Genomic DNA, 21,540 nt, shown 5'->3' on the forward strand with positions numbered 1-21,540 from the left:
GGGCGGGGCGGCGGGACGATGCGCTTGGCGCGCAGGTCCTTGATGACCAGGCGGGTGATGGTCTTCAGCGTGTCCAGCACGCCGCGGCCGTTGGTGGCGGCCGTCTCGAAGTCGGGGACGCCGCGCGGGTTGAGCTCCCGGCGCAGCTCCTCCACGGAGAGGGTGCCCTCCAGGTCGCGCTTGTTCCACTGCATCACCAGCGGGAAGCGCTCCAGGCGGATGCCGTTCTCCAGGAGGTTCTCCTCCAGGTTGGCCAGCGACTCGCGGTTGGCGTCCATGGCCTCCGCCTGCGAGTCCGCCACGAACACCACGCCGTCGGCGCCCTGGAGCACCAGCTTGCGGGTGGCGTTGTAGAAGACCTGGCCGGGCACGGTGTAGAGGGCGAGCCGCACGGAGCAGTCGCCCACGCGCTCCACCTTCACCGGCAGGAAGTCGAAGAAGAGCGTCCGGTCGCCTTCGGTGGCGATGGACATCATCTCGCCACGGTGCGCCGGGCGGACGGTCTCGTAGATCTTCCGCAGGGTCGTCGTCTTCCCGGACAGGCCCGGGCCGTAGAAGACGATCTTCGCCGCCACTTCGCGGGCCATCAGGTTCACGCTGCTCACGGTGTCAGCTTACCTAGAACGACTCGGCGCCTCGCGCCAGTTGCGGGGCAAACATTCGCGGGCGTCCCCGCCCGGTGCTCGGCCGCGAGCAGGGCGAAGAGGGCCGCTTCCTTGGCTTCCTCGGGGAAGCCGAGCACGTCCAGCCGCTCCAGGGGCACCGGGGCCAGCCGCGCCCGCAGGTCCTCCATCAGCGCCGGATTCCGCGTCCCTCCACCGGAGACGTACACCGCTTCCAGGCGCGGAAAGCGGGGGAACACCCAGGTCTCGAAGGCCCTCGCGGTGGCCTCCACGGTGAAGGCCCTCGCGGTGGCCATCAGGTCGTGGGGGCGCTCCGGTGCCGCCGCCCAGAGGCGCTCCACCAGGGGCTCCCCGAAGCCCTCGCGGCCGGCGCTGCGGGGCGGAGGCCGCGCGAGGAACGGATGGGCGAGCAATTCCTCCAGGAGCGCGGGGAGCACCTGTCCGCGCGATGACAGGCTCCCGTCGCGGTCGCACCCGAGCCGTCCGTCCGTCATCCGGCGCGCCAGGCCGTCCAGCACCATGTTGGCGGGCCCGGTGTCGAACGCGAGGGTGTCCTCCATGCGTGCTCCCACCACGCTCAGGTTGCCGATGCCGCCCAGGTTGAGGAACGCGCGCGTGGCGTCCGGCCGCTCACGGTTGCGGAAGACGGCCCAGTCCAGGTAGGGCACGAGCGGCGCGCCCTGGCCGCCCACGGCCATGTCCCGGGTGCGGAAGTCGCTGACGACGGGCAGGCCGGTTCTCTCGGCGATGACGTCCGCCTCGCCAATCTGGAGCGTGGAGGGCGTGGGGGACAGGTCCGACGGCAGGTGGGCCATCGTCTGGCCATGCGAGCCGACGACGTGCACGTCCCCGGGGGCCACGCCCGCGCGCGCGATGGCGGCGAGCACGGCTTCGGCGAACTGTTCGCCCAATTCGAAGTTGAGCGCGCACAGGCTCCGGGCGTCCTGGGGGCCCAGCACCCGCGCGATGAGGTCCGGCGCGAAGGGGCGTGAGACGTGGGCCAGCAACTGGAGCTTCACGTCCGCGCCGGTGCCCTCCACCCGGCACAGCGCGGCCTCCGCCGCGTCCACGCTGGTGCCGGACAGCACGCCCACGCACAGCCGGGGCGGCAGGAACGCGGAGGTCGGTGGGGCGGGGCGCATGCCCTGAAGTCTAAAGCCCTGCTCCCACGCTCGCCGGACCCCAGCCCCCCGGGTCCCCCCGGTGTTCAGGACCGACGGCGCCGGAGGCCTTTTCCGTTCGCCTTGGACACGGCCGTCCGTCCGGGCACGGGAGGGGCAAGCGCTCGCAGGCCTCCGTCCTCCAACCTGCGCCGCGCCTGGGCGGGCGGGAGCCCGGTGAAGTGCATGGCCAGCGCCAGCTTCACGCTGTCCCCCGCCGCCGCGAGCAGGGCCTGGGCCCGCGCCGGAGGCAGGTCCGTCAGCTCCGCCACCATGCGCGCCGCGCGGGCCTTGAGCTTCACGTTCGTGGGGCGCACGTCCACCATGCGCCCCCGGTACACCTTGCCCAGCGCCACGAAGGCCGCCGTGGTGAGCGCGTTCAGCACCAGCTTCGTCGCCGTGCCCGCCTTGAGCCGCGTGGAGCCCGCCACCACCTCCGGCCCCGTGCGCGCCAGCACCACCGTGTCCGCCCGCATGGGCCTGCCGGGTGGGTTGCAGCACACCAGCACCGTGTGCGCCCCCCGGCGGCGGGCCTCGTCCAGCGCGCCCCGGACGTAGGGCGTGGACGCGCTCGCGGAGATGCCGCACACCACGTCGCGCGCCGTCGCCCGGAAGGTGCGCACCGCCCGGGCTCCCGCCTCGACGTCGTCCTCGGCGCCCTCCACGGCGCGCGTCAGGGCCCGCTTCCCACCGGCGATGGCCGCCTGGACGCAGGTGGCCGGCACGCCGAAGGTGGGGGGACACTCGCTGGCATCGAGCACGCCAAGCCGTCCGCTGGTGCCGGCGCCCACGTAGAGCAGCCTGCCACCGACGCGCAACGCTTCCGCCACGGTCCGGGCCGCCGCCGAGATGGCCGGCAGGGCCTCGCGCACCGAGCGAAGGGCGATCAGGTCTTCTTGATGCAACCGTCGGACGACCGCCTCGACAGGGAGGAGGTCCAGATCATCCGCGCGGGGGTGGAGCCGTTCGGTGGGCGGAAGCGCTGCTTTTGGGGCGCGCGTCGTGCCCACCGGAAGGACCCCGGACTTCAGGCGGCCTTGGTCACCTTGCCCGCCTTGATGCAGCGGGTGCAGGCCAGAACGCGTTCGATGCGGCCCTCGACGTTCGCCCGCAGCTTCTGCAGGTTCGGCAGGGTCCGCTTCTTGGTCTTGTTGTTCGCGTGGCTGACGTTGTTACCCACCAGCGGACGCTTCCCACAGAGGTCGCACTTCCACGCCATGACTGCTAACTCCTTGAAAACTGGGGCGTTCTACAGCAGCCCATAAAAGAGCGGCGGACCCTACCAGAAACAGTCCGAAAATCCAGCCGGATCCGTGAGGGAAACCTATCCCTTGAGGGGATCCTTCTTCTTCAGCATCTCCTGCACCAGCTTCGCGGCCCGCATTCCGGCCAGGAGTTCACCCTCCAGGCCCAGGCCGGGCAGCACCTCGCGGCCCGCCAGAATCACGTTCTTCGCGGGCGTGCGCTGCTTCAACCCCGTGACGCCCAGGAAGGCTTCCGCTTCGAAGCTGTAGAGGGGGTGGGGCATGAGGCGGCTGCCGCGCACTCCCCCGGCGTCCAGGTAGGGGGCCGACCGCAGCGCGCGGTGCTGCTTCGTGAAGGGCATCAGCCGGTCCAGGTGGTCGTCGATCTTCGACGCCAGGGCCTGGAGGTGCTCCTCGCCCAGCTCGCGCGCGGAGGCCGGGACGAAGGCGCCCGCGCACACCACGCGCACGCCCTCCACGTCCCGGGTGTTGCCCGCGGTGGTGGTGCGCGCCGGGTGCTGCTGCACGAGCATGGGGCCCAGCTCCGGGTCCTGGGTGTCCACCAGCACCAGTTCGCCCATGCCGCGCGGGAGCGCCGACTCCGGCACCACCCAGTTCACGCTGAAGAGCAGGGACTTGGTGTTGGACTGGTCCAGGTGCTCCAGCAGGCCCCGGTGGTGCTTCTTGTCCGTCACCAGTCGGCGGAGGGCCCCGGAGTCCGTGGCCGTCACCAGGCAGGAGGCCCGGTAGAGCGTGTCCGAGCGCACCAGCTTCACGCCCGCGAACTTGCTGCCGTCGAACGCCAGCTCCTCGACGATGAAGCCCGCCGGGTTGTCGCGGCCCAGCACGTCCCCGCCCAGCTCCGCGAGCCGCCGGGTGAGGACGTCGCGCAGGGCGTCCATGCCGCCGGGGTAGGTGGAGGGCGCGGCGAGCACCTGGGACAGGGCCCGGGTGAGCGTCAGGGGCGCGGAGGGCTTCTCCAGGTGCACCACGAAGGGCAGCAGGCCGCGCACCAGGGACAGCGCGGGGTCCTCGCTCGCGAGCCGGGGCGTGGCCTCCAGGCCCGGGTGCTCCTTGATGAGCCCCTTGAGCTTCCAGCCGTCGAAGAAGCCGTCGGGGGGCAGCTGGGGGCCCGTCTTGAAGAAGGCGTCGGTGGCCTCGTGCTGGGCGGCGCTGCCGGCCAGCGCGCCCTGGATGCCTTCGCCGGCCTCGCCGAACTCGCGCGTCAGCTCCGAGCGGCGGCGCGCGGCGTCCGTGGTCAGGTCCACCCGGTTCTTCGGCAGCACCAGCTGGAGCTCGGGCGTGTGGGGGCGCATCGCCCGGCCGATGACGGTGGACAGCCCCAGCTCGGTGAGGGCCTCCTCCACCGCGGGCATCGCCTTGAGGGGCGGCGCGACGAAGGGGGCGTAGGGCAGCACGAAGCCGTCGTGCTCGTAGCCGGGGCCCATGCCGTCGTGCTCCACCAGCAACACGCGGTGGTTGCGCTTCGCCAGGAGCGCGGCGGCGAGCGCGCCTCCGACCTGGCTGCCCAGCACGATGACGTCGTACACGTGCCGGGACGGGCCCGAGGGGAGCTTGAGTTTGGCGGCGGACGTCGACATGGCTGTCGAACACTACACAACGTCACCGCGTCTGGCGCCCTTTTGGCGCGTTGGTTTCGGTCCGGGGGGCGGGTCCGGACGGCCCGTCAGGGACGCGCGGAGAACAGCCGCGCCAGCAGCTCCGGGGGCAGCGTGTCGAAGTCCGTGGCGGTGTAGTGGGCGCCGGCCTTCTTCAGGAGCTCGGCGGTGGTGGTGGTGGTGATGCCCACGGTGACCATGCCGGCGGCGCGCGCGGACAGCACGCCATTGATGGCGTCCTCGAAGGCCACGCACGCTTCCGGGGGCACCTTCAGCGCCTGGGCCGCCGCCAGGAAGATGTCCGGCGCGGGCTTGCCCCGGGTCACCTGTTCCGCGCCCACGACGGTCGCGAAGAGCGACCGCACGCCGAGCCCGTCCAGCACCAGCTCGCGGTTGCCCTGCGGCGCGGCGGTGGCCACGGCCATGGGCAGGCGCGCGTCGCGCAGCCGGTGGAGGAAGCCTTCGGCGCCCCGGTGCAGCGCGAGGTAGGGCCGGTAGATGGCGCGGTAATGGGACTCCTTCTCCTCCGCGAGCGCATCCAGCTCCGCGACGGACAGCGTGCGCCCCAGGAGCTCCGGGAAGATCTCCTCGTTCTTCTTCCCCGCGAACTCGTTCTGGAACCGTTCGGCGGTCAGGTTCTCCAGCCCGAGCTTCCGGGCAAGCGTCACCCACGCCCGGTTGTGGAAGTCCATGTTGTCGACAAGCGTGCCGTCCATGTCGAAGACGGCGGCGCGCAGGGGGGCGGCTGCGGAAGTCATTTGCTTCCCATACCGTTTTCCGTCGGCTTGTCACCCCTGAATCTCCCCATGTGTGCATGGCCGGGCCTGATATCCCCGGAGGCATGAGCGAGGACGTGCTGCTGGAGACCCGGGGGGCCGTGGGCCTTGTCACCCTCAACCGCCCGAAGGCGCTCAATGCGCTCTCGCTGGAGATGTGCCGGGCGCTGCACCCCCGACTGGATGCCTGGGCGGCGGATCCGGCCGTGAAGGCGGTGGTCATTCGCGGCGCGGGAGGCAAGGCGTTCTGCGCGGGAGGGGACGTGCGCGCGGTGGCCGGGTCGGTTGGCCGCACGGAGGGGGGCGGGTCCCTGTCGAGCGAGTTCTTCCTCGCGGAGTACGCGCTCAACCACCGCATCCACCATTTCCCGAAGCCCTTCATCGCGCTGGTGGACGGCATCTGCATGGGCGGGGGGCTGGGGCTGTCGGTGCACGGCGGGTTCCGGGTGGTCACGGAGAAGCTGGTGCTCGCGATGCCGGAGACGGGCATCGGCATCTTCCCGGACGTGGGCGGTGGCTGGTTCCTGCCGCGCTTCCCGGGCGAGGCGGGCACGTACCTGGGGCTGACGGGCGCGCGGTGTGACGCGGCGGACGCGGTGTGGCTGGGGTACGCGACGCACCGGGTGGAGGCTTCGCGCCTGGAGGAGATCCTGGGCGCGCTGGTGGCCGCGGACTGGAGCGGACTGGCGCACCATGTGGCGGCGCACGTGCTCGCGGGCTTCATCGCGGAGCCGGGGACGTCGTCGCTGGAGGCCCGGGCGGAGGCCATCCACCGGTGCTTCCAGGGGAACCGGGTGGAGGACATCCTCGCGGCGCTGGAGCGGGAGGGGTCGACGTGGGCGGAGGAGACGCGGGCCACGCTGCTGCGCATGTCGCCCACGAGCTTGAAGGTGACGCTGCGGCAGCTTCGTGAAGGACGCGGTCGGGACTACGACACGATGGCGCGCGTGGAGTACCGGCTGAGCCAGGCGCTGACCGCGCGGCCGGACTTCCGGGAGGGGATTCGCGCCGTGCTGGTGGACAAGGATCAGAAGCCGCGCTGGAGCCCGGCCACGCTCGCGGAGGTGACGGACGCGGAGGTGGAGGCGTGCTTCGCGCCGCGACCCGGGGACGAGCTGGTGCTGCCGTCGTTGGACTGAGCCGTGAAGCGGAGTTGCACGAGGGAGGGCTACAGGTCCTCGTCGCTCACGACGGTGCGTCCGTCCGCGCGCAGCAGCGCGGTCGTGATGCCTTCACCCGGACGCAGCACGCCGGTGTCGTAGACGCGCTGGCTGCCGCATGAAGGGCTCTTCTCCTTCAGCAGCGCCACCGGGACCTCGAACCGCCGCGCGGCATCCAGCGCGAGTCGTGCGCCGTCCTGGAATGCCTCGGTACGGTCCTCACGGGTCTCCCGCGTGAGGGCCCGTGCACGGCCTGCCCAGACGTCCACGCCGGTGCCTCCGGACAGGTCCACGGGAGGGCGGGGGATGCCCATGCCCGCGGCGGCTTCCGGACAGATGGGCACCACGGACTTTCCATCCAGCGCCGCGAGCACGCGCTCCGAGCGCTGCGAGCGCCCGTCATACCGACACGCCTCACCCAGCAGGCACGCGCTCACCAGGACCACGGGCGCATCGCGCAGGGCCTGCCGTCGCGCATCTCGGGCGGAAGCTTCGGAGGAAGGACTCCGCGCCCCGTCCGGCTCCGTCACCACCGTCACTTCGGGGCACCCGGACTGCGCAGGGCCATCCCATCTCCCGTGACGATCGCGTCCACGCGCGTGCGCATCCCATCCAGGGTCACCGCGCCCGTCACCGCCAGCCGCACGGCGAGCGGATACAGCCGGTGCTCCTCCGCGAGGATGCGCGCGCTCAGGCTGGCTTCGTCATCCTGCGGGAGCACCGGCACCGCCGCCTGCGCGATGATGGGCCCGGTGTCCGTGCCCGCGTCCACGTAGTGCACCGTGCACCCGGCCACCTTCACCCCTCGCTCCAGCGCCTGGCGCTGCGCATGCAACCCCGGGAACGCGGGCAGCAGGGAAGGGTGGATGTTCAGCACGTGCCCCGGGAAGTGCTTCAGGAAGTCCGCGCTCACCAGCCGCATGAACCCCGCGAGGCACACCCACTCCACGCCCGCGTCGGCCAGCACGCCGAGCACCGCCGCCTCGAAGTCCGCCTTGGACGCGAAGCCCTTGTGGTCCACCACCTCCGCGCGCACGCCCACCTTGCGCGCGCGCTCCAACCCGTAGGCGGTGGGCATGTTGGACACCACGCACGCCACCTCGGCCGGGAAGTCCGCCTGCCCGGCCGCGTCGAGCAGCGCCTGCAGGTTGCTCCCGCCACCGCTGATGAGCACCCCCAGCCGCGCCCGCTTCGCGCTCATGGGTCGATGACCGCCGTGGCCTCGCCCTGGCCCGCTTCCACCCGGCCCACCTCGGACGCTTCCACGCCCCGGCCGCGCAGCACCTCCAGCGCCTGGGCCACGTCCTCCTTCGCCACCACGACGATGAGGCCCAGGCCCATGTTGAACGTGCTGAACATCTCATCGCGCGCGACGTTGCCCGTCTTCGCGATGAGGTCGAAGATGGCCGGCTTCTTCCACGCCGACTCGTTCAGCACCGCGCGCGTCCCGTCCGGCAGGCACCGGGGCAGGTTGCCCGGGATGCCGCTGCCGGTGATGTGCGCCATGCCCTTCACCTTCACCGCCTGGCACAGCGCGAGCGCGTCCTTCACGTAGATGCGCGTGGGCTCCAGCAGCGCGTCGCCCAGCGGGCGGTCCAACCCCTGCGGTGTCACGTCCAGCGGCAGCTTCGCGTCGTCCAGCAGCACCTTGCGCGCCAGCGAGTAGCCGTTGCTGTGCAGCCCCGACGACGTCAGGCCGATGAGCGCATCCCCCGGCTTCACCGTCTTGCCGTCGATGATGGCCGAGCGCTCCACCACGCCCACGCAGAAGCCCGCGACGTCGTACTCGCCGCGCGCGTAGAAGCCCGGCATCTCCGCCGTCTCTCCGCCCAGCAGCGCGCACCCCGCCTGCTCGCAGCCAAGCGCGATGCCCTTCACCACCTCCGCCGCCGCGTCCACCTCCAGCTTGCCGGTGGCGAAGTAGTCCAGGAAGAAGAGCGGCTCCGCGCCGCAGGTGAGGATGTCGTTCACCGACATGGCGACCAGGTCGATGCCCACCGTGTCATGGCGCCCCGCGAGGAAGGCCACCTTGAGCTTGGTGCCCACGCCGTCGGTGCCCGCCACCAGCACCGGCGCCTGGTACTTGCCGGGCGGCAGGGCGAACAGTCCGCCGAACCCACCCACCCCGGCCAACACCTCGGGGCGCGTGGTGCGCGCGGCATGGGGCTTGATTCGTTCGACGAACGCGTCGCCGGCCTCGATGTCTACGCCGCTCTGCTTATAGGTCGTTCCCACGGGCCGGCCTTGTACCCCTCCCAGGGGGTCCTGTCTCGGGCCTCGGCGTCCCCGTGTCGGGTTTGCGGCGGCGACCGCGCCCCCCGGCATGAAGACCGTCCTGCCTCGCCACCGCGCGATATCGCTCTGGGATATTTGACCGGTGGGGTGGGGGCTGATTGACTCGCGGGCCAGATGGGCGCCGAGGAAACCCTCTTTCAAAGATTTGGCAAGGAGTTCCCCAAGGGCACCGAGCTCTTCCGTGAGGGAGAGATCGGCAAGGAGATGTTCGTCATCCAGTCGGGGAAGATCGCCATCTCCAAGCGCGTGCGCGACGTGGAGAAGGTCCTGGCCGTCCTGGGACCGGGCGAATTCTTCGGTGAGATGGCCATCATCTCCAACAAGCCCCGGAACGCCTCCGCCATCGTCCATGACGACGCGAAGCTGCTCGTCATCGATCCGAAAACCTTCGAGGCGATGATCCGCGGCAACGCGGAGATCGCCGTCAGGATGATCAAGAAGCTGGCCGAGCGCCTGTCGGAGGCGGACGCCCAGATTGAAAACCTGCTCCACGGGGACCCCGCCAGCCGCGTGGTCCATCAGATCCTCCAGGCCTGCCAGGCGCGGGGCCGGCAGCAGGAGGAGGGCGTGGAGATCGACTTCGCGGTGCGGGAGATGCCCCGGCAGATCGGCGTGGGCGAGCCCGCCGTTCGCAGCATGTTGGATCGCATGGAGCGCGCGGGGCTCATCGAGCGCAGCGGTGACAGACTGACCGTGTATGACACGGCCCGGCTGCATGACTTCCTCAACTACCTCGAGATGAAGTGGAAGTTCGGAGACCTCTAGCGTGAAGCTGCAAGTCCTCGGGTGCCACGGCGGCGAGCTTCCCACGTGCAGGAGCACCTGCTTCCTCGTGGACGACGTGCTCGCGCTCGACGCGGGAGCACTCACCGGGACGCTGTCGCTGGAGCAGCTCTGCAAGGTCGACGACATCCTCGTCGGCCACAGCCACTTCGACCACGTGAAGGACCTGCCGCTGCTCGCCGACCTGGTCATCGGCCGGCGCGACAAGCCCGTCACCATCCATGCCTCCCGCGAGTGCGCCAGGGCGCTGCGCGAGAACATGTTCAACAACGCCCTGTGGCCGGACTTCACCCGCATCCCCACGCGCCACAAGCCCGTGCTGGCCATCAAGACCTTCCGCGCCGGCAGCACCTTCCAGGTGGGCCCCTACACCGTGAGGAGCGTGCCGGTGAGCCACCCGGTGGAGTCCTGCGCCTTCATCATCTCCGACGGGAAGTCCTCCCTCGCGATGAGCGGCGACACCGGCCCCACCGACAAGCTGTGGAAGGCGCTCAACGCCACGAAGAACTTGAAGGCGCTGCTGCTGGAAGCCAGCTTCCCCAACAGCCTCCAGGCCCTGGCGGACATCTCCGGCCACCTGACGCCGGCCACCGTGGGCTCGGAGCTGCGCAAGTTCGACCGCAACGGCGCCCAGGTGATGCTCTACCACCTGAAGCCCGCCTTCATCCCCCAGCTCAAGAAGGAGCTGGCCCCACTGCCGGTGAACGTCCTGGAGCTGGGGGAGACCTTCCAGTTCTAGCCGTGCCGCGGCGCGCCGTACGGGGGTATTGACGGCTGTCGGCGGGCGGACTAACCCCTGGCGCCCACATGGCCTGGTTCTCCAAGAAGCCCCGCATCGCCGTCGACCCCGAGCCTGTCGCCGAGCCCCAGCCCTCCCGCATGCAGGGCCTGTGGGCCAAGTGCGAGAGCTGCGACGAGATCATCTACCGTCAGGAGCTGGAGAAGAACTGGATGGTGTGTCCGCACTGCGACCACCACCACGCCTGGACGGCGCGCTCGCGGCTGGCGGCCACGTTGGATCCGGACTCCTTCGAGGAGTTCGACAAGGAGCTGGAGCCGTTGGATCCGCTCGGGTTCAGCGACACCAAGAAGTACAAGGACCGGCTGAAGTCCACGCGCAAGAACCTGGATGAGAACGACGCGTTCATCTCCGGCGTGGGCCGCATCGAGGGCCATCAGGTCTCCGTGGGCTGCTTCCTCTTCGAATTCATGGGCGGCTCCATGGGCTCGGTGGTGGGGGAGAAGGTGACGCGCGTGTTCGAGCGCGCGTACGAGCTCAAGTGCCCCGCGCTGGTGTTCTCCGCGTCCGGCGGCGCGCGCATGCAGGAGGGCATCTTCTCCCTGATGCAGATGGCGAAGACGTCCGCGGCCATCGCGCGCTTCCGCAACAGCGGCAAGCCGTACGTGTCGGTGATGCTCAACCCCACCACCGGCGGCGTGGCCGCGTCCTTCTCCTGGCTGGGCGACGTCATCCTCGCGGAGCCGCACGCCCTCATCGGCTTCGCGGGCCCGCGCGTCATCGAGCAGACCATCCGCCAGAAGCTCCCGGAGGGCTTCCAGCGCTCGGAGTTCCTGCTGGACCACGGGATGATCGACGCCATCATCCACCGCAAGGACCTGCGCATGAAGCTGGGCCAGCTCCTGGGCCTGCTGGGGTAGGGCCGTCCCGCCCTCCGCCATGGACGCGCCCCGCACCCCCGAGGAGGCCCTGCGCTTCTTCCAGGCGCTCAACCCCTCCGGCATCAAGCTGGGCCTGGAGCGGGTGAAGGACGCGCTCGCGGCGCTGGACCACCCGGAGCGCGACTACCCGGCGCTGCACGTCGCCGGCACCAACGGCAAGGGCAGCACCTGCGCCTTCGTGGCGCGCGCGCTCGAAGCCTCAGGCCACCGGGTGGGGCTCTACACGTCGCCGCACCTCGTGCGCGTCAACGAGCGCATCCGCGTGGCGGGCGAGGACATCCCGGACGACGTCTTCGGGCAGCGCATCCTGGAGGTGCTGGAGCGCTACCCCTCCGCGCTTGCGGACCCGATGACGTACTTCGAGTTCGGCACCGTGGTCGCCCTCTGGCACTTCTCGCGGGAGCGCGTGGACGTGGCCGTGCTGGAGACCGGCCTCGGTGGACGGCTTGACGCCACCAGCGCCGCGAACCCCGTCGTCACCTGCGTCACCCCCGTGTCCTTCGACCACATGGAGTACCTGGGCCACACGCTCCGGGACATCGCTGGGGAGAAAGCGGGCATCTTCAAGCCCGGCGTGCCGGTGGTGCTCTCCCGGCAGGACCCGGAGGCGATGGACGCGCTCCTGCGCCGGGCGGAACAGCTGGGGGTGCCGGTCCGTGTGGAGGGCCGCGACTTCGGCCTGGAGGTCCACGATGACGGCAGGCTGGCGTACCGGGGGCTCGGCTGGTCGCTGGGTGACCTGACGCTCGCCCTGCGCGGGCCCTACCAGCGGCAGAACGCGGCGGTGGCCCTGGCCTGCCTGGAGACCCTCCAGGCGCGGGGCGTGGCCGTGACGCCCCAGGCCGCCCGGGTGGGGCTGGCCACCGCGCGCTGGCCCGGACGTCTGGAGGAGGTGGCCTCCCATCCCCCGGTGGTGGTGGACGGCGCCCACAACCCGGCGGGGGTGGCGGTGCTGCTGGAGGCCCTGGATGCCCTCTACGCGGGGCGTCCCCTGCACCTGGTGTTCGGGGTGGTGGCGGACAAGGACCGGGGCCCGATGATGCGGGCCCTGTTGCCGCGGGCGACCTCCGTGCACCTCACCCCGCTGGACACGCCGCGCTCGCTGGCGCCGGAGCGATACACCGACGAAGCGCGCGCCTTGTGTTCACGCGTCGTCGCCCATGCCTCCCTGGAGGATGCCCTCGCGGGGGCCCGGGTCGATGCGGACGGCAGCCCGGAAGGATGGGTCCTTTGTACAGGTTCATTGTTCCTGGTCGGCGCCGTGAAGCGATTGGTCGCAGGAAACCTTGGCGCGATGCAGCAGCGGCAGTAACTTTGAGACATGCGCCTGCCGGACTGGAGATCGGCCCTACCGGGTCCTCCGATGCCCACCGTCGATGAAGTCGACTTCCGGGCGCTGTACTCAAAGACGAACTACGTGGTGGAGACGGCGGACGGATGGTCGCTTGTCATCACGCGATACCGGCCGGTGAAACAGGCGTTCGCGCAGCCGCTGTTCGGTGAGCCGCTGTTGCTCGTGCACGGCTTCTCCCAGAACCGGCACACGTGGACGAGCGGCCAGTTCGTCAAGAACCTGCTCTTCTTCGGCGTGGACATCCACATCCTGGAGCTGCGCGGGCACGGCAAGAGCTCCATCGCCTTCCAGAAGGAGCGCGCCGAGCGCTTCAAGCGCCCGCTTCCCCCGGACCTGGACTACGGCTGGGACCTGGACAGCTACTTCCTCTACGACCTGCCCGCGGCCGTCTCCGGCGTGAAGCGCATCACCCGCCGCGAGCGCGTCTTCTACTGCGGCCACTCCATGGGCGGCATGCTGGGCTACGGCTACGCCGGCATCCACGACGACTTCGAGGGGCTCATCACCATTGGCGCCCCCGCGGACCTGGGGCGTGGGTTCATGCTGCTGCGCATGCTGGCGCACGGCTCACCGCTCCTGGCGAGCGCGGTGGACATGGCGCTGGGGGGCGTGAACCTGAACCGCCGCGCGAGCTCGTTCGGACGCTCGCTCTTGTCCAAGGGGGCAGGGGCCTTCAGCCCGTCGCTCCAGAAGCGCCTGACGCCGGACACCCCGAAGTCGCTCGTGTTCAACGCGGTGCCGGTGGACGTCGTCCTGAAGTTCGTGGAGCGGCAGCTGGCGCAGGCGGATGACTCGAAGTTGTATCAACGTTTCACGCGCAAGCTGAACCGGCTGGTCAACACCGAACGCGTCAGCCGCGACGACATCCGCTGGCTGCTGCGCGAGGGCGGCGAGCGCGAGCCGCGCAAGGTGATTGAACAGTTCGCCCGGTGGATCCGCCGGGGCGAGATGGTCTGCTATCGCACGGACTACGACTTCAAGCGCGGCTTCGGGAAGATTGAAATCCCCATGGCCATCATCTTCGGGGACATGGATCCGCTGGCGTCCGTGGAGTCCACCCGCAGCGTGTATCGCGCGGCGAAGAGCGAATACCTGCTGTGGCGGCCGGTGAAGGGCAACAGCCACGTCGAGCTGACCATGGGGCACGACATCCGGCAGATCTGCTACGACATCAAGAACCTCATTGAATACACACGCACGCACCGCACGCGCTCGCCCACGCTGCCGCGCTTGCGTTGAAGCGCGGACGTTCCCGCGGGCCTGAAAAGTTGGAGCCTCCCGGCTGCGTGCTAATTTCGCGCGCCTCTGTCGTACGTCAACGGGAGTGGTCGATGAAGGCCTTGGCGGTGTCGCTGCTCGGATGGATGCTCGTGCCCCTGGTGGCGCTGGCGCAGCAGCCGGCTGCGGACCTCAACACCATCACCAGCATCACCGTGAATGGTGGGACGGTTGAAATCACCGGCAGCAAGAAGCCGGACTTCAACAGCTTCACCATGACGGATCCGCCCCGGCTGGTGCTGGACGTGTCCGGCGCCGTCTTCCAGGGCGTGGACGAAGAGCAGCCGGTGGGCAACGGCACCGTCACCGGCATCCGCACCGCCACGTACGGCACCGAGTCCGCCTCCATCGCGCGCATCCTCATCGGCTACGAGCGCGAGGTGGAGACCGACATCCAGTCCGCCGGCAACAAGCTGGTGGTGAAGGTCCTGGGGGGTGGGGGCAACACGGCCGTCGCCGCGAACACGCCCGCGCAGCCGCAGGGCACGGCGGAGATCGCCTCCGCGACCAACACCCCGACGGGGGCCAACGCCCAGGACGCCGCGAAGGCCGCCGCGTCGGACCGCGACGCCCAGGACAAGGCCGCGAAGGCCGCCGCCGACGCCGCCCGGGCGGACCGGGAGGCCCAGGAGAAGGCCGCCGCCGAGGCCTCTGCCCGCGCCAAGGCGGACGCGGACGCCGAGCGCCAGAAGCAGGAGGAGGCCCGGCTCGCGTCGCAGCGCCAGGACGAGGAGCGCCGCACCTCCGAGGCCGCCGCCATCGCCGAGCGCAAGCGCCAGGAGGAGGACGCCCGCGTGGCCGCCCAGCGCGCGGAGGAGGAGCGCCGCACCGCCGCCCAGGCCGCCGCCGAGGCCCAGCGCCAGCAGCAGGCCCAGGCCCAGGCCTCCGCGAAGAGCTCGGCGGAGGAGAAGCGCGCCGCCGCCCAGGCCGCCGCCGAGGAGAAGCGCGCCGCCGCCCAGGCCGCCGCCGAGGAGAAGCGCGCCACCGCGCAGGCCGCCGCGGACGCGAAGCGCCAGAGGGCCGAGGAGGCCCAGGCCGCCACCCAGGCCCGCCGCGAGGAGCAGCAGCAGGCCCGCGCCTCCGCCGCCGAGACGCGGCGCCAGAAGGCCGAGGAGGCCCGCGAGAGCCGCCAGCAGCGGACGGTGGCGTCCCGCGAGACGCCCTCGCGCGCCGCCAGCCAGGGCAGCTCGGCGCGGGAGAGCGGTGGGGGCCAGACGTCGTCGCGCCGCAAGACGATGACGCTGGTGGGCTTCCAGCAGCAGCCGGACAGCTCGCGCGTGTTCGTGCGCACCAACGAGCCGGTCCGCTATACGGTGAGCGAGTCGGGCAACCAGGTGGTGCTGGAGCTGGAGAACACGCGCGTGGTGGAGTCCAACAACACGCTGCCCCTGGACACGCACTTCTTCCCGTCGGCGGTGTCGCGCGTGGAGGCGTTCGCCGGCGCGGGCCACACCGTTCGCGTCGTCATCCAGTTGAAGCAGGGGGTTCGCTACCAGACACGCCAGGACGGCGGGCTCATCACCCTCGACTTCCCGCGTCCGGGCCGCTAGGACGGGGCGGGCGCCGTTGCCGGCACGGCGCCCCCTGCCAACGCCCCCTGCATGACCTTCCTTGTTCCGGTCGCATTGACGCTCCTGGTGTCGGCCCAGATTCCGCTGGCCACCCAGGTGGAACTGCCCACCGGCGAGGTGGTGGAGCTGGCGGCCGACTACGTCGTCTACGAGTCGGACATCCTCACCGCCCGGGGCCACTGCGAGCTGAGAAGCGGCCCCAACGTGCTGCGCGCGGACGAGGTGACGTACAGCGAGGCCACCCAGGTGGCCACCGCCACCGGCAACGTGATGTTCGTCAGCGGCATGATGGCCGCCATCGCGGACGACGTGCGCGTGGACCTGCGCTCCAACGAGGCCAATGTGAAGGGCGGCCTCTTCATGCAGAAGAAGGGCGTCACCCCCGAAGCCCTCCAGGCCGCGAAGACGCCGGATGAGTTGCGCAAGCTGGGGGAGACGCCCGTCCTCCTGAGCGGCACGCGCATCCGCCGCACCGGGGAGGCGGCCTTCTCCGTGGACGGCCTCGCCTTCACCCCGTGCCAGTGCGGCCCCGGGGAGCCCAGCTGGCGCGTGGAGGCCAAGGAGGCCAGCGTCGTCATGGGCGAGCGGGCCATCCTCACCTGGCCCGTGGTGTACGTGCGCTCGGTGCCGGTGTTCGCGCTGCCGTGGCTGTACCTGCCCCTGGCCGAGCGCCGCTCCGGTCTGCTGATTCCCCGCCCGTCCAACTCCGGCCTCAACGGCTTCGGGCTGGACGTGCCCGTCTTCCTCACGCTGGGGGAGAGCTACGACATGACCTTCACGCCCGGCTACTACACGGGCGGAGGCGACATCGATGGGCCGTTCCAGGACCCGGTGACGAAAAAGCCCATCCGCGAGCCCCGCCCCAACGGCGTGAAGGGGCCCCGGCTGCTCACCGAGTTCCGCTACGTCCCCAGCGACCGGACGCGGGGCCGGGCCACGGTGGGCTTCCTCTACGATTTGCGGCCCCGGTTGGATCCCGTCTCCGGCGGGTTCATGCGCGTCCACGACCACAGCCAGGTGCCGGGCATCCAGACGTCGCAGATCTTCGATGAGAAGCGCGGGCTGCGGGGCGAGGCGTCCTGGCAGCACACGCAGGAGCTGGGGGACGGCTGGCGTGACCGGGTGGACGCGTACTTCGTGTCGGACGGCTTCTACACGCGCGACCTCACCGCCGACCTGCTGGTGCAGAACAACAACTACCTGCGCAGCACCGCCGTCGTGTACCAGCGCAAGGACGACCGCTACCTGGGCCTGGACGTGTCGCTGCGCCAGGACCTGCGCTACCCGTTCCGGTTCTTCCGCTCGAACGTCATCCCCGCGATCGCCACCCCGGGCAACGTCGCCGTGGATCCCCACGGCCCCACCACGTTCCAGCGACTGCCGGGCCTCACCCTGGCCCTGCCCGAGCGGCCCCTGTTCGGCGGCGGCGTGATGGGCGGGGTGCAGGTGGAGTACAGCCGCCTTTCGCCCCTGCGCAGCCCCTTCGCGGACGACGGCCGGGACGCGCTCTACGCGCCGTTCACCCGCTGGCGCCCGGCGTCCGCGCCGCTGAACATCGACTACTTCGGCCTGCCCATCGACGACCTGGAGGGCAATGGCCGCTTCGACGCCACGGAGCGCGAGGGCCGCGACCGCGTGACGCTGCTGCCGCGCGTGTCCACGTCCTACGGGCTGGGCTCCTGGGCGCGGCTGACACCGTCGCTGGCGGTGCGCCAGGACGTCTCCGTGGGAGAGTTCTCCGGCCGCACCTCCCAGCGCGGCTACCCCATGGCGGACCTGGTGCTGGACTCCCAGCTGGCCCGCACGTTCACGGACAAGGACACGCTCTATCGCCACACGCTGTCCCCGTCGGTGACGCTGCGCTACGTGCCCGGAGGCTGGGGCCACGTCCTCACCGCCGCTCGCGCGGAGGGCTCCGGCACCGTGCCGCTCGTCTACGACGAAGGGGACGCCGCAGTGCCGCTCCAGTCCGACGGCCGCGTGCGCGGCTTCCTCCAGGCCGTGGTCGCCGTGGATCAGTCGCTGCGCGTGCGCAAGGGCCCCACCACCCGGGAGCCCCTGCGCCTGCGGATTGGCCAGGGCTTCGACTTGTCCCGCCACGCCCCCGTCGCCGGACGGGACACGGTGCGGGGCGGCGTGCTGCGCGACACCTTCGCGCGCCTGTCCGCCAGCGCCGGGGTCCTCTCCGCGGGCGCCGTCGTGCGCATGGACCCGACGACGGCGACCATCACCCAGCTGGGCGCCGACTTCACCATCGACAACGGCAAGGGCAACGCGCTCTACGGCCGCTATGACGACCTGCTCGCGGTGAAGCAGTTCTCCATCGACCGGGGGTTGGATCCGCTCGCACAAGGTCCGGATTTCGTGCGCCGGGGCATCGACATGCTCGTCGGAGACGCACCCCGCCCCCTGCCGTCACACACCGATCAGGTCGACCCCTCTCCGACCGAACGGGCACAGGCACTCACTGCTGGTACGCGAATCAAACTCGGATTCGGGCTCGGGTTGCGATACGAAGCACTTGTGCAGCCCCTCTATAAGGATCCGGTTTCCCAGGAAAGTCAGCCCCTCGCCCAGCAGACCTTTGGCGTGTCCTACGGGCCCGCCTGTGACTGCTGGCGAATCGAGGGGGTGATGATCCTGCGGCGCAACCAGTCGCCGGAATTCGCCGGCGTGAATTTCAGCGTCGCCGGCTTCGGATCCTTTGGTTCGGGGGGTTAGGAATCACCCGCCGTACGCGAGGGTTGCACTCACCTCGAAACATCCCCCCCAGGAGAAGTCTTTCGTGTCGGATCTCGGAAAAAGAATTGGCCAGCGCATTCGCGAGCTTCGCACGCAGCGCCCGGAGCGATGGACGCAGGAAGAGCTCGCCGAGCGGGCACAGATCAGCGTGTCCTTCCTGTCGATGATCGAGCGTGGCGAGCGTGTCCCCCATGTCGAGACGCTCGCGGCGCTCTCCAACGCCCTCAGTGTCAGCCTTGGTGAGCTCTTCACGGGCACGGAGCAGACGCCCGCCCAGACGGAGGACCTGCTGCGTCCCTTGTCGGACTTCGCCCGCGCCCGGGGCCTCAACGCCCGCGACGTGGACCGCCTCCTGGGCGTCGCCCGGGTGATGTTCAACGGCTCGGCCGCCTGAAGCCTTCCAGGCAGGCTGTCGCCTTCCAGCGCCTTCCGCCCGCCTCCCCCTCGGCGTGGCGGAAGGCCCCACGTAAGGATTGACCCCGGGGCCCCGCGTCCGTAGCGTGGTTGGCTGATTTTCGAATCAACCAGCCGTAGGGAGGACGCGTGGGCCAGCAGAAGTCGGCACCGGAAGGCGGGACGCGGGAGAGCGAGCGTCGCCGGACCATCCTGCGTGCCGCCATCGACGTGTTCGCCCGCAAGGGCTACCACGGCTGCCGCATCGCGGACGTCGCCAAGGAGGCGGGCGTCGCGTACGGGCTCGTCTACCACTACTTCAAGAACAAGGACGAGCTGCTCGAGACCGTCTTCGAGACGGGCTGGAGCGGCTTCATCTCCCGTGCGCGGCTGGTCGCGGAGAGCGAAGGCCCGCTGGAGGAGAAGGTGCGCCGCATCGCGGACGTGGCCTTCGAGGCCTACCGCGTGGACCCGCGCGCGGTGAAGGTCCTCATCCTTGAAATCGCCCGCAGCCCCGCGGGGGCCCGCATCAACCGGCAGACGGCCTTCGTGGACGTCATCCGCCTGAGCGCGCAGATGTTCACCCGCGCGAAGGAGTCCGGGGAGCTGCGCCCGGACGTGGATCCGCTGCTTGCCTCCGCGCTCCTGTTCGGCTCCATCGAGATGGGCCTCACGGCCTTCGTCGTGGGCCTCGCGGACGCGCGCGACACGGTGATGCTGGAGCGCGCCAAGGCGCAGATCGCCGACTCCTTCCTCCACGGCGTCCTCGTCCCCGGCGGTGCGCCGTCCCGGACCGAGCCTCCCCGGAGCGAGCTTTCCACGGCCGAGCCTGTCAGGGCCGAGGAACCGAAGCACGAGGCCCCTGCGGAGGTGTCGACATGGAAGCGGGAGAAGTCCGGTACGAAGTCCAAGGCCCCCAAGCGCAGCTGACCATCGACCGGCCCCGGGCGCGCAACGCGCTGTCGCCGGGCGTGATTCAAGGACTGCTCGACGCGCTCGAGCGCGCGGACGCGGACCCCGCCGTGCGCGTGCTCGTGCTCACCGGCGCGGGGGAGAAGGTGTTCTGCGCGGGGGGAGACCTGGGAGCGATGGCCGGAGACGGCGGCTTCCTGGCCACCCACGAGGGCCGGCGCGCCTACGGGCGGCTGCTCACGCGCTTCCAGGAGGTGCGCAAGCCCACCGTGGCCCGCGTCAACGGCCACGCGCTGGCGGGCGGACTGGGCCTGGTGCTCGCGTGCGACCTGGCCGTCGCCGTGGAGGGCGCGGACCTGGGCACGCCTGAAATCGACGTGGGGCTCTTCCCCATGATGATGATGGCGCTGCTGCAGCGGCACCTGGGCCGCAAGCGCGCGCTGGAGCTGGTGCTCACCGGGGACCGGCTGCCCGCGCGCGACGCCCTGGCGCTGGGACTGCTCAACCGCGTGGTGCCGGCCGCGGAGCTGGACACCACGGTGGCCGCGCTCGCGGGGAAGCTCGCGGGCAAGAGCCAGGCGGTGCTGGCCCTGGGCCGGCGCGCCTTCTTCACCGCGGAGGACCTGACGTTGCCCGCCGCGCTGGAGTTCCTGTCGTCGCAGCTGTCGCTGAACGTGCTCGCGGACGACGCGGCGGAGGGCGTGACGGCCTTCCTGGAGAAGCGCCCCCCGCGGTGGAAGGACCAGTAGGCGGCCGCTAGGGGTTGGCCAGCTCGGGGGAGCTGACCGCCACGCCCGGCGTCTCCTGCGCGCCGAAGAAGTCCAGCTTGAGCAGCGTCTGGCCATCCACCCACCGGTCATCCGCCTTCACACCCCAGTGGAGGTGGGGGCCGGTGACGCGGCCGGTGCTGCCCACGAGCCCCAGCCCGTCGCCCTGCTTCACCTGCGCGCCGTCCTTCACGTCGATGCGCGACAGGTGGAAGTACGCGGTGAAGAGCCCCGCGCCGTGGTGCACGAGCACGGTGTTGCCGGAGGCGTAGTTGTCGCGCGCCATCACCACCGTGCCGTCGTTGGCGGCGACCACCGGCGCGCCCGGGTCCCCGTCCAGGTCCACGCCGAAGTGCTGGCTCTGCAGCTTGCCGTTGAACGAGCGGCGGTCGCCGAAGGGCGCCGTCACCACGTCCTGGCGCGGCCACGCGAAGTTCTGTCCGAACAGCGGCTCGCGGAACGGCTGCGCGAACGCCGCGGCGAACGCCTTGCGGTCCGCCTCCATGCGCGCCTTCACCGCCTTGGGCGGCGACACGTACTTGCTGGCCACGCGCAGCTCGCGCTCGCGGTAGCCCGGGGCGAGCACCTCCAGCGCGCCGGATAGCGCCACCGGCAGCCCCTTGCCGGGGGCCATCACGTCCACGACCTGCGTGCCGGGGGGCAGCTCCACCGGGAGGCTGGTGAGGGCGAGGTGCCCTTCGCGCCACGCGAAGAAGCGCAGCGGCCGGCCCCCGAGCGTCCCCGTGGGAAGCCCGGCCGCGCCGCGCACCGTCACCACCACCGGGTCTCCCGGCTTCGCGCTCGACGGCTGGAGCGACAGCAGGGGCCTGTCCAGCACGGGCCCGAGGCTGTCGGGCTTCACCCGCAGGGGCGCCATTTCGCCCTGGACGACGGCGCCCGGCGTGGGCGCGCCCGGAGCGCGGGTGCCCGGGGGGGAGGGCGTGGGCGCGGCGCCCGTCACGGTCCCCGCCACCCCGGCGGGAGAAGAGGCGGGCGAGGCGGCGGCGAGCGCCGAGGGCCCGGAAGCGAGCAGGGTGAGGACGAGGAGACGGGACGCGGAATGATTCCGGGCGGGCATGGGCCGTTCTTTACACCACGCGCGCGCGGAACCTTCCCGGACCGGCGTCGGAGGTGTTGGTTGCCCGCCGCGTCGGCCAGAAGGGCCCGCCTGGAGGTCTGCTGG

General features: G+C 71.0%; 21 protein-coding genes. 11 read left to right on the top strand and 10 right to left on the bottom strand.

The features are described from left to right. The 6 genes from D7X74_RS06490 to D7X74_RS06515 form a co-directional block, all read right to left on the bottom strand. A partial coding sequence (locus tag D7X74_RS06490; RefSeq protein ID WP_233601999.1) for an ATP/GTP-binding protein occupies window positions 1–605 on the bottom strand: 605 nt, incomplete at its 3' end. Continuing rightward, window positions 602–1,765: an anhydro-N-acetylmuramic acid kinase gene (locus D7X74_RS06495; RefSeq protein ID WP_120532046.1), complete on the bottom strand. Its 1,164-nt coding sequence runs from the start codon at window positions 1,763–1,765 to the stop codon at window positions 602–604. The genes D7X74_RS06490 and D7X74_RS06495, both read right to left, overlap by 4 nt. Before the next feature lie 65 nt (window positions 1,766–1,830). Next, window positions 1,831–2,793, bottom strand: coding sequence for an N-acetylmuramic acid 6-phosphate etherase (murQ, locus tag D7X74_RS06500; RefSeq protein ID WP_120532047.1), 963 nt, complete (start codon window positions 2,791–2,793; stop codon window positions 1,831–1,833). Window positions 2,794–2,810: 17 nt separating this feature from the next. Then, complete coding sequence (rpmB, locus tag D7X74_RS06505) at window positions 2,811–3,002, bottom strand: 50S ribosomal protein L28 (RefSeq protein ID WP_120532048.1); 192 nt, start codon at window positions 3,000–3,002, stop codon at window positions 2,811–2,813. 105 nt (window positions 3,003–3,107) lie between these two features. Continuing rightward, entirely contained in the window at window positions 3,108–4,628 is a 1,521-nt protein-coding gene (locus tag D7X74_RS06510; protein ID WP_120532049.1) for an NAD(P)-binding protein, read from the bottom strand. 86 nt (window positions 4,629–4,714) lie between these two features. Next, window positions 4,715–5,404, bottom strand: a complete 690-nt coding sequence (locus D7X74_RS06515) for an HAD family phosphatase (RefSeq protein WP_120532050.1) — start codon at window positions 5,402–5,404, stop codon at window positions 4,715–4,717. Window positions 5,405–5,487: 83 nt separating this feature from the next. On the opposite strand from D7X74_RS06515, the gene D7X74_RS06520 reads away from it, so the two are divergent. Next, complete coding sequence (locus tag D7X74_RS06520; RefSeq protein WP_120532051.1) at window positions 5,488–6,561, top strand: enoyl-CoA hydratase/isomerase family protein; 1,074 nt, start codon at window positions 5,488–5,490, stop codon at window positions 6,559–6,561. Between the two features lie 29 nt (window positions 6,562–6,590). Here D7X74_RS06520 and D7X74_RS06525 read toward each other — a convergent pair whose 3' ends face one another. Genes D7X74_RS06525 through purM form a run of 3 tightly spaced genes read right to left on the bottom strand, consistent with a single transcriptional unit; the run spans window position 6,591 to window position 8,817 of the window. Continuing rightward, a complete protein-coding gene (locus tag D7X74_RS06525) occupies window positions 6,591–7,121 on the bottom strand; it encodes a DUF523 domain-containing protein (RefSeq protein ID WP_233602000.1) in 531 nt (176 codons plus the stop codon). After that, window positions 7,118–7,783 (bottom strand): phosphoribosylglycinamide formyltransferase, encoded by a 666-nt coding sequence (gene purN, locus D7X74_RS06530; protein ID WP_120532052.1) that lies wholly within the window; start codon window positions 7,781–7,783, stop codon window positions 7,118–7,120. The genes D7X74_RS06525 and purN overlap by 4 nt, the downstream gene beginning before the upstream one ends. Next, window positions 7,780–8,817 carry a phosphoribosylformylglycinamidine cyclo-ligase gene (gene purM / locus D7X74_RS06535; RefSeq protein ID WP_120532053.1) on the bottom strand — a complete coding sequence of 346 codons (1,038 nt, stop codon included), beginning with the start codon at window positions 8,815–8,817 and terminating at the stop codon, window positions 7,780–7,782. Before purM ends, purN begins: the two co-directional genes overlap by 4 nt. 174 nt (window positions 8,818–8,991) lie before the next feature. Here purM and D7X74_RS06540 point away from each other — a divergent pair, with 174 nt between their 5' ends. From D7X74_RS06540 to D7X74_RS06585, 10 genes are all read left to right on the top strand, one after another. Next, window positions 8,992–9,642 (top strand): Crp/Fnr family transcriptional regulator, encoded by a 651-nt coding sequence (locus tag D7X74_RS06540; RefSeq protein WP_120532054.1) that lies wholly within the window; start codon window positions 8,992–8,994, stop codon window positions 9,640–9,642. A gap of 1 nt (window position 9,643) precedes the next feature. Beyond that, a complete protein-coding gene (locus D7X74_RS06545) occupies window positions 9,644–10,399 on the top strand; it encodes an MBL fold metallo-hydrolase (protein WP_120532055.1) in 756 nt (251 codons plus the stop codon). A gap of 68 nt (window positions 10,400–10,467) precedes the next feature. Continuing rightward, window positions 10,468–11,319 carry an acetyl-CoA carboxylase, carboxyltransferase subunit beta gene (gene accD, locus D7X74_RS06550; RefSeq protein ID WP_120532056.1) on the top strand — a complete coding sequence of 284 codons (852 nt, stop codon included), beginning with the start codon at window positions 10,468–10,470 and terminating at the stop codon, window positions 11,317–11,319. Window positions 11,320–11,338: 19 nt separating this feature from the next. Beyond that, window positions 11,339–12,652 carry a folylpolyglutamate synthase/dihydrofolate synthase family protein gene (locus D7X74_RS06555; protein WP_199741780.1) on the top strand — a complete coding sequence of 438 codons (1,314 nt, stop codon included), beginning with the start codon at window positions 11,339–11,341 and terminating at the stop codon, window positions 12,650–12,652. A gap of 9 nt (window positions 12,653–12,661) precedes the next feature. Then, window positions 12,662–13,933, top strand: coding sequence for an alpha/beta fold hydrolase (locus tag D7X74_RS06560; protein ID WP_120532057.1), 1,272 nt, complete (start codon window positions 12,662–12,664; stop codon window positions 13,931–13,933). A gap of 92 nt (window positions 13,934–14,025) precedes the next feature. Beyond that, window positions 14,026–15,522, top strand: a complete 1,497-nt coding sequence (locus tag D7X74_RS06565; RefSeq protein ID WP_120532058.1) for an AMIN domain-containing protein — start codon at window positions 14,026–14,028, stop codon at window positions 15,520–15,522. A gap of 51 nt (window positions 15,523–15,573) precedes the next feature. Next, window positions 15,574–18,264, top strand: a complete 2,691-nt coding sequence (locus D7X74_RS06570) for an LPS-assembly protein LptD (protein WP_120532059.1) — start codon at window positions 15,574–15,576, stop codon at window positions 18,262–18,264. Between the two features lie 64 nt (window positions 18,265–18,328). Beyond that, a complete protein-coding gene (locus tag D7X74_RS06575) occupies window positions 18,329–18,679 on the top strand; it encodes a helix-turn-helix domain-containing protein (RefSeq protein WP_014398120.1) in 351 nt (116 codons plus the stop codon). A gap of 149 nt (window positions 18,680–18,828) precedes the next feature. Continuing rightward, complete coding sequence (locus tag D7X74_RS06580; RefSeq protein ID WP_120532060.1) at window positions 18,829–19,608, top strand: TetR/AcrR family transcriptional regulator; 780 nt, start codon at window positions 18,829–18,831, stop codon at window positions 19,606–19,608. Continuing rightward, window positions 19,557–20,339 (top strand): enoyl-CoA hydratase/isomerase family protein, encoded by a 783-nt coding sequence (locus D7X74_RS06585; protein ID WP_120532061.1) that lies wholly within the window; start codon window positions 19,557–19,559, stop codon window positions 20,337–20,339. The genes D7X74_RS06580 and D7X74_RS06585 overlap by 52 nt, the downstream gene beginning before the upstream one ends. Before the next feature lie 7 nt (window positions 20,340–20,346). On the opposite strand, the gene D7X74_RS06590 is transcribed toward D7X74_RS06585, so the two are convergent. Continuing rightward, window positions 20,347–21,435, bottom strand: coding sequence for a peptidoglycan DD-metalloendopeptidase family protein (locus tag D7X74_RS06590; RefSeq protein ID WP_370450719.1), 1,089 nt, complete (start codon window positions 21,433–21,435; stop codon window positions 20,347–20,349). Window positions 21,436–21,540 lie beyond the last annotated feature (105 nt).

It is taken from the genome of Corallococcus sp. CA047B, assembly GCF_003612065.1.
In the GTDB taxonomy this organism is placed as follows: domain Bacteria; phylum Myxococcota; class Myxococcia; order Myxococcales; family Myxococcaceae; genus Corallococcus; species Corallococcus praedator.

Excerpts from the sequence above, each read along its gene's own strand:
- D7X74_RS06495 (WP_120532046.1), bottom strand. The coding sequence starts at position 1,765 with ATGCGCCCCGCCCCACCGACCTCCGCGTTCCTGCCGCCCCGGCTGTGC.
- rpmB (WP_120532048.1), bottom strand. The coding sequence starts at position 3,002 with ATGGCGTGGAAGTGCGACCTCTGTGGGAAGCGTCCGCTGGTGGGTAAC.
- D7X74_RS06510 (WP_120532049.1), bottom strand. The coding sequence starts at position 4,628 with ATGTCGACGTCCGCCGCCAAACTCAAGCTCCCCTCGGGCCCGTCCCGG.
- D7X74_RS06515 (WP_120532050.1), bottom strand. The coding sequence starts at position 5,404 with ATGACTTCCGCAGCCGCCCCCCTGCGCGCCGCCGTCTTCGACATGGAC.
- D7X74_RS06520 (WP_120532051.1), top strand. The coding sequence starts at position 5,488 with ATGAGCGAGGACGTGCTGCTGGAGACCCGGGGGGCCGTGGGCCTTGTC.
- purN (WP_120532052.1), bottom strand. The coding sequence starts at position 7,783 with ATGAGCGCGAAGCGGGCGCGGCTGGGGGTGCTCATCAGCGGTGGCGGG.
- D7X74_RS06540 (WP_120532054.1), top strand. The coding sequence starts at position 8,992 with ATGGGCGCCGAGGAAACCCTCTTTCAAAGATTTGGCAAGGAGTTCCCC.
- accD (WP_120532056.1), top strand. The coding sequence starts at position 10,468 with ATGGCCTGGTTCTCCAAGAAGCCCCGCATCGCCGTCGACCCCGAGCCT.
- D7X74_RS06555 (WP_199741780.1), top strand. The coding sequence starts at position 11,339 with ATGGACGCGCCCCGCACCCCCGAGGAGGCCCTGCGCTTCTTCCAGGCG.
- D7X74_RS06560 (WP_120532057.1), top strand. The coding sequence starts at position 12,662 with ATGCGCCTGCCGGACTGGAGATCGGCCCTACCGGGTCCTCCGATGCCC.
- D7X74_RS06565 (WP_120532058.1), top strand. The coding sequence starts at position 14,026 with ATGAAGGCCTTGGCGGTGTCGCTGCTCGGATGGATGCTCGTGCCCCTG.
- D7X74_RS06570 (WP_120532059.1), top strand. The coding sequence starts at position 15,574 with ATGACCTTCCTTGTTCCGGTCGCATTGACGCTCCTGGTGTCGGCCCAG.
- D7X74_RS06585 (WP_120532061.1), top strand. The coding sequence starts at position 19,557 with ATGGAAGCGGGAGAAGTCCGGTACGAAGTCCAAGGCCCCCAAGCGCAG.
- D7X74_RS06590 (WP_370450719.1), bottom strand. The coding sequence starts at position 21,435 with ATGCCCGCCCGGAATCATTCCGCGTCCCGTCTCCTCGTCCTCACCCTG.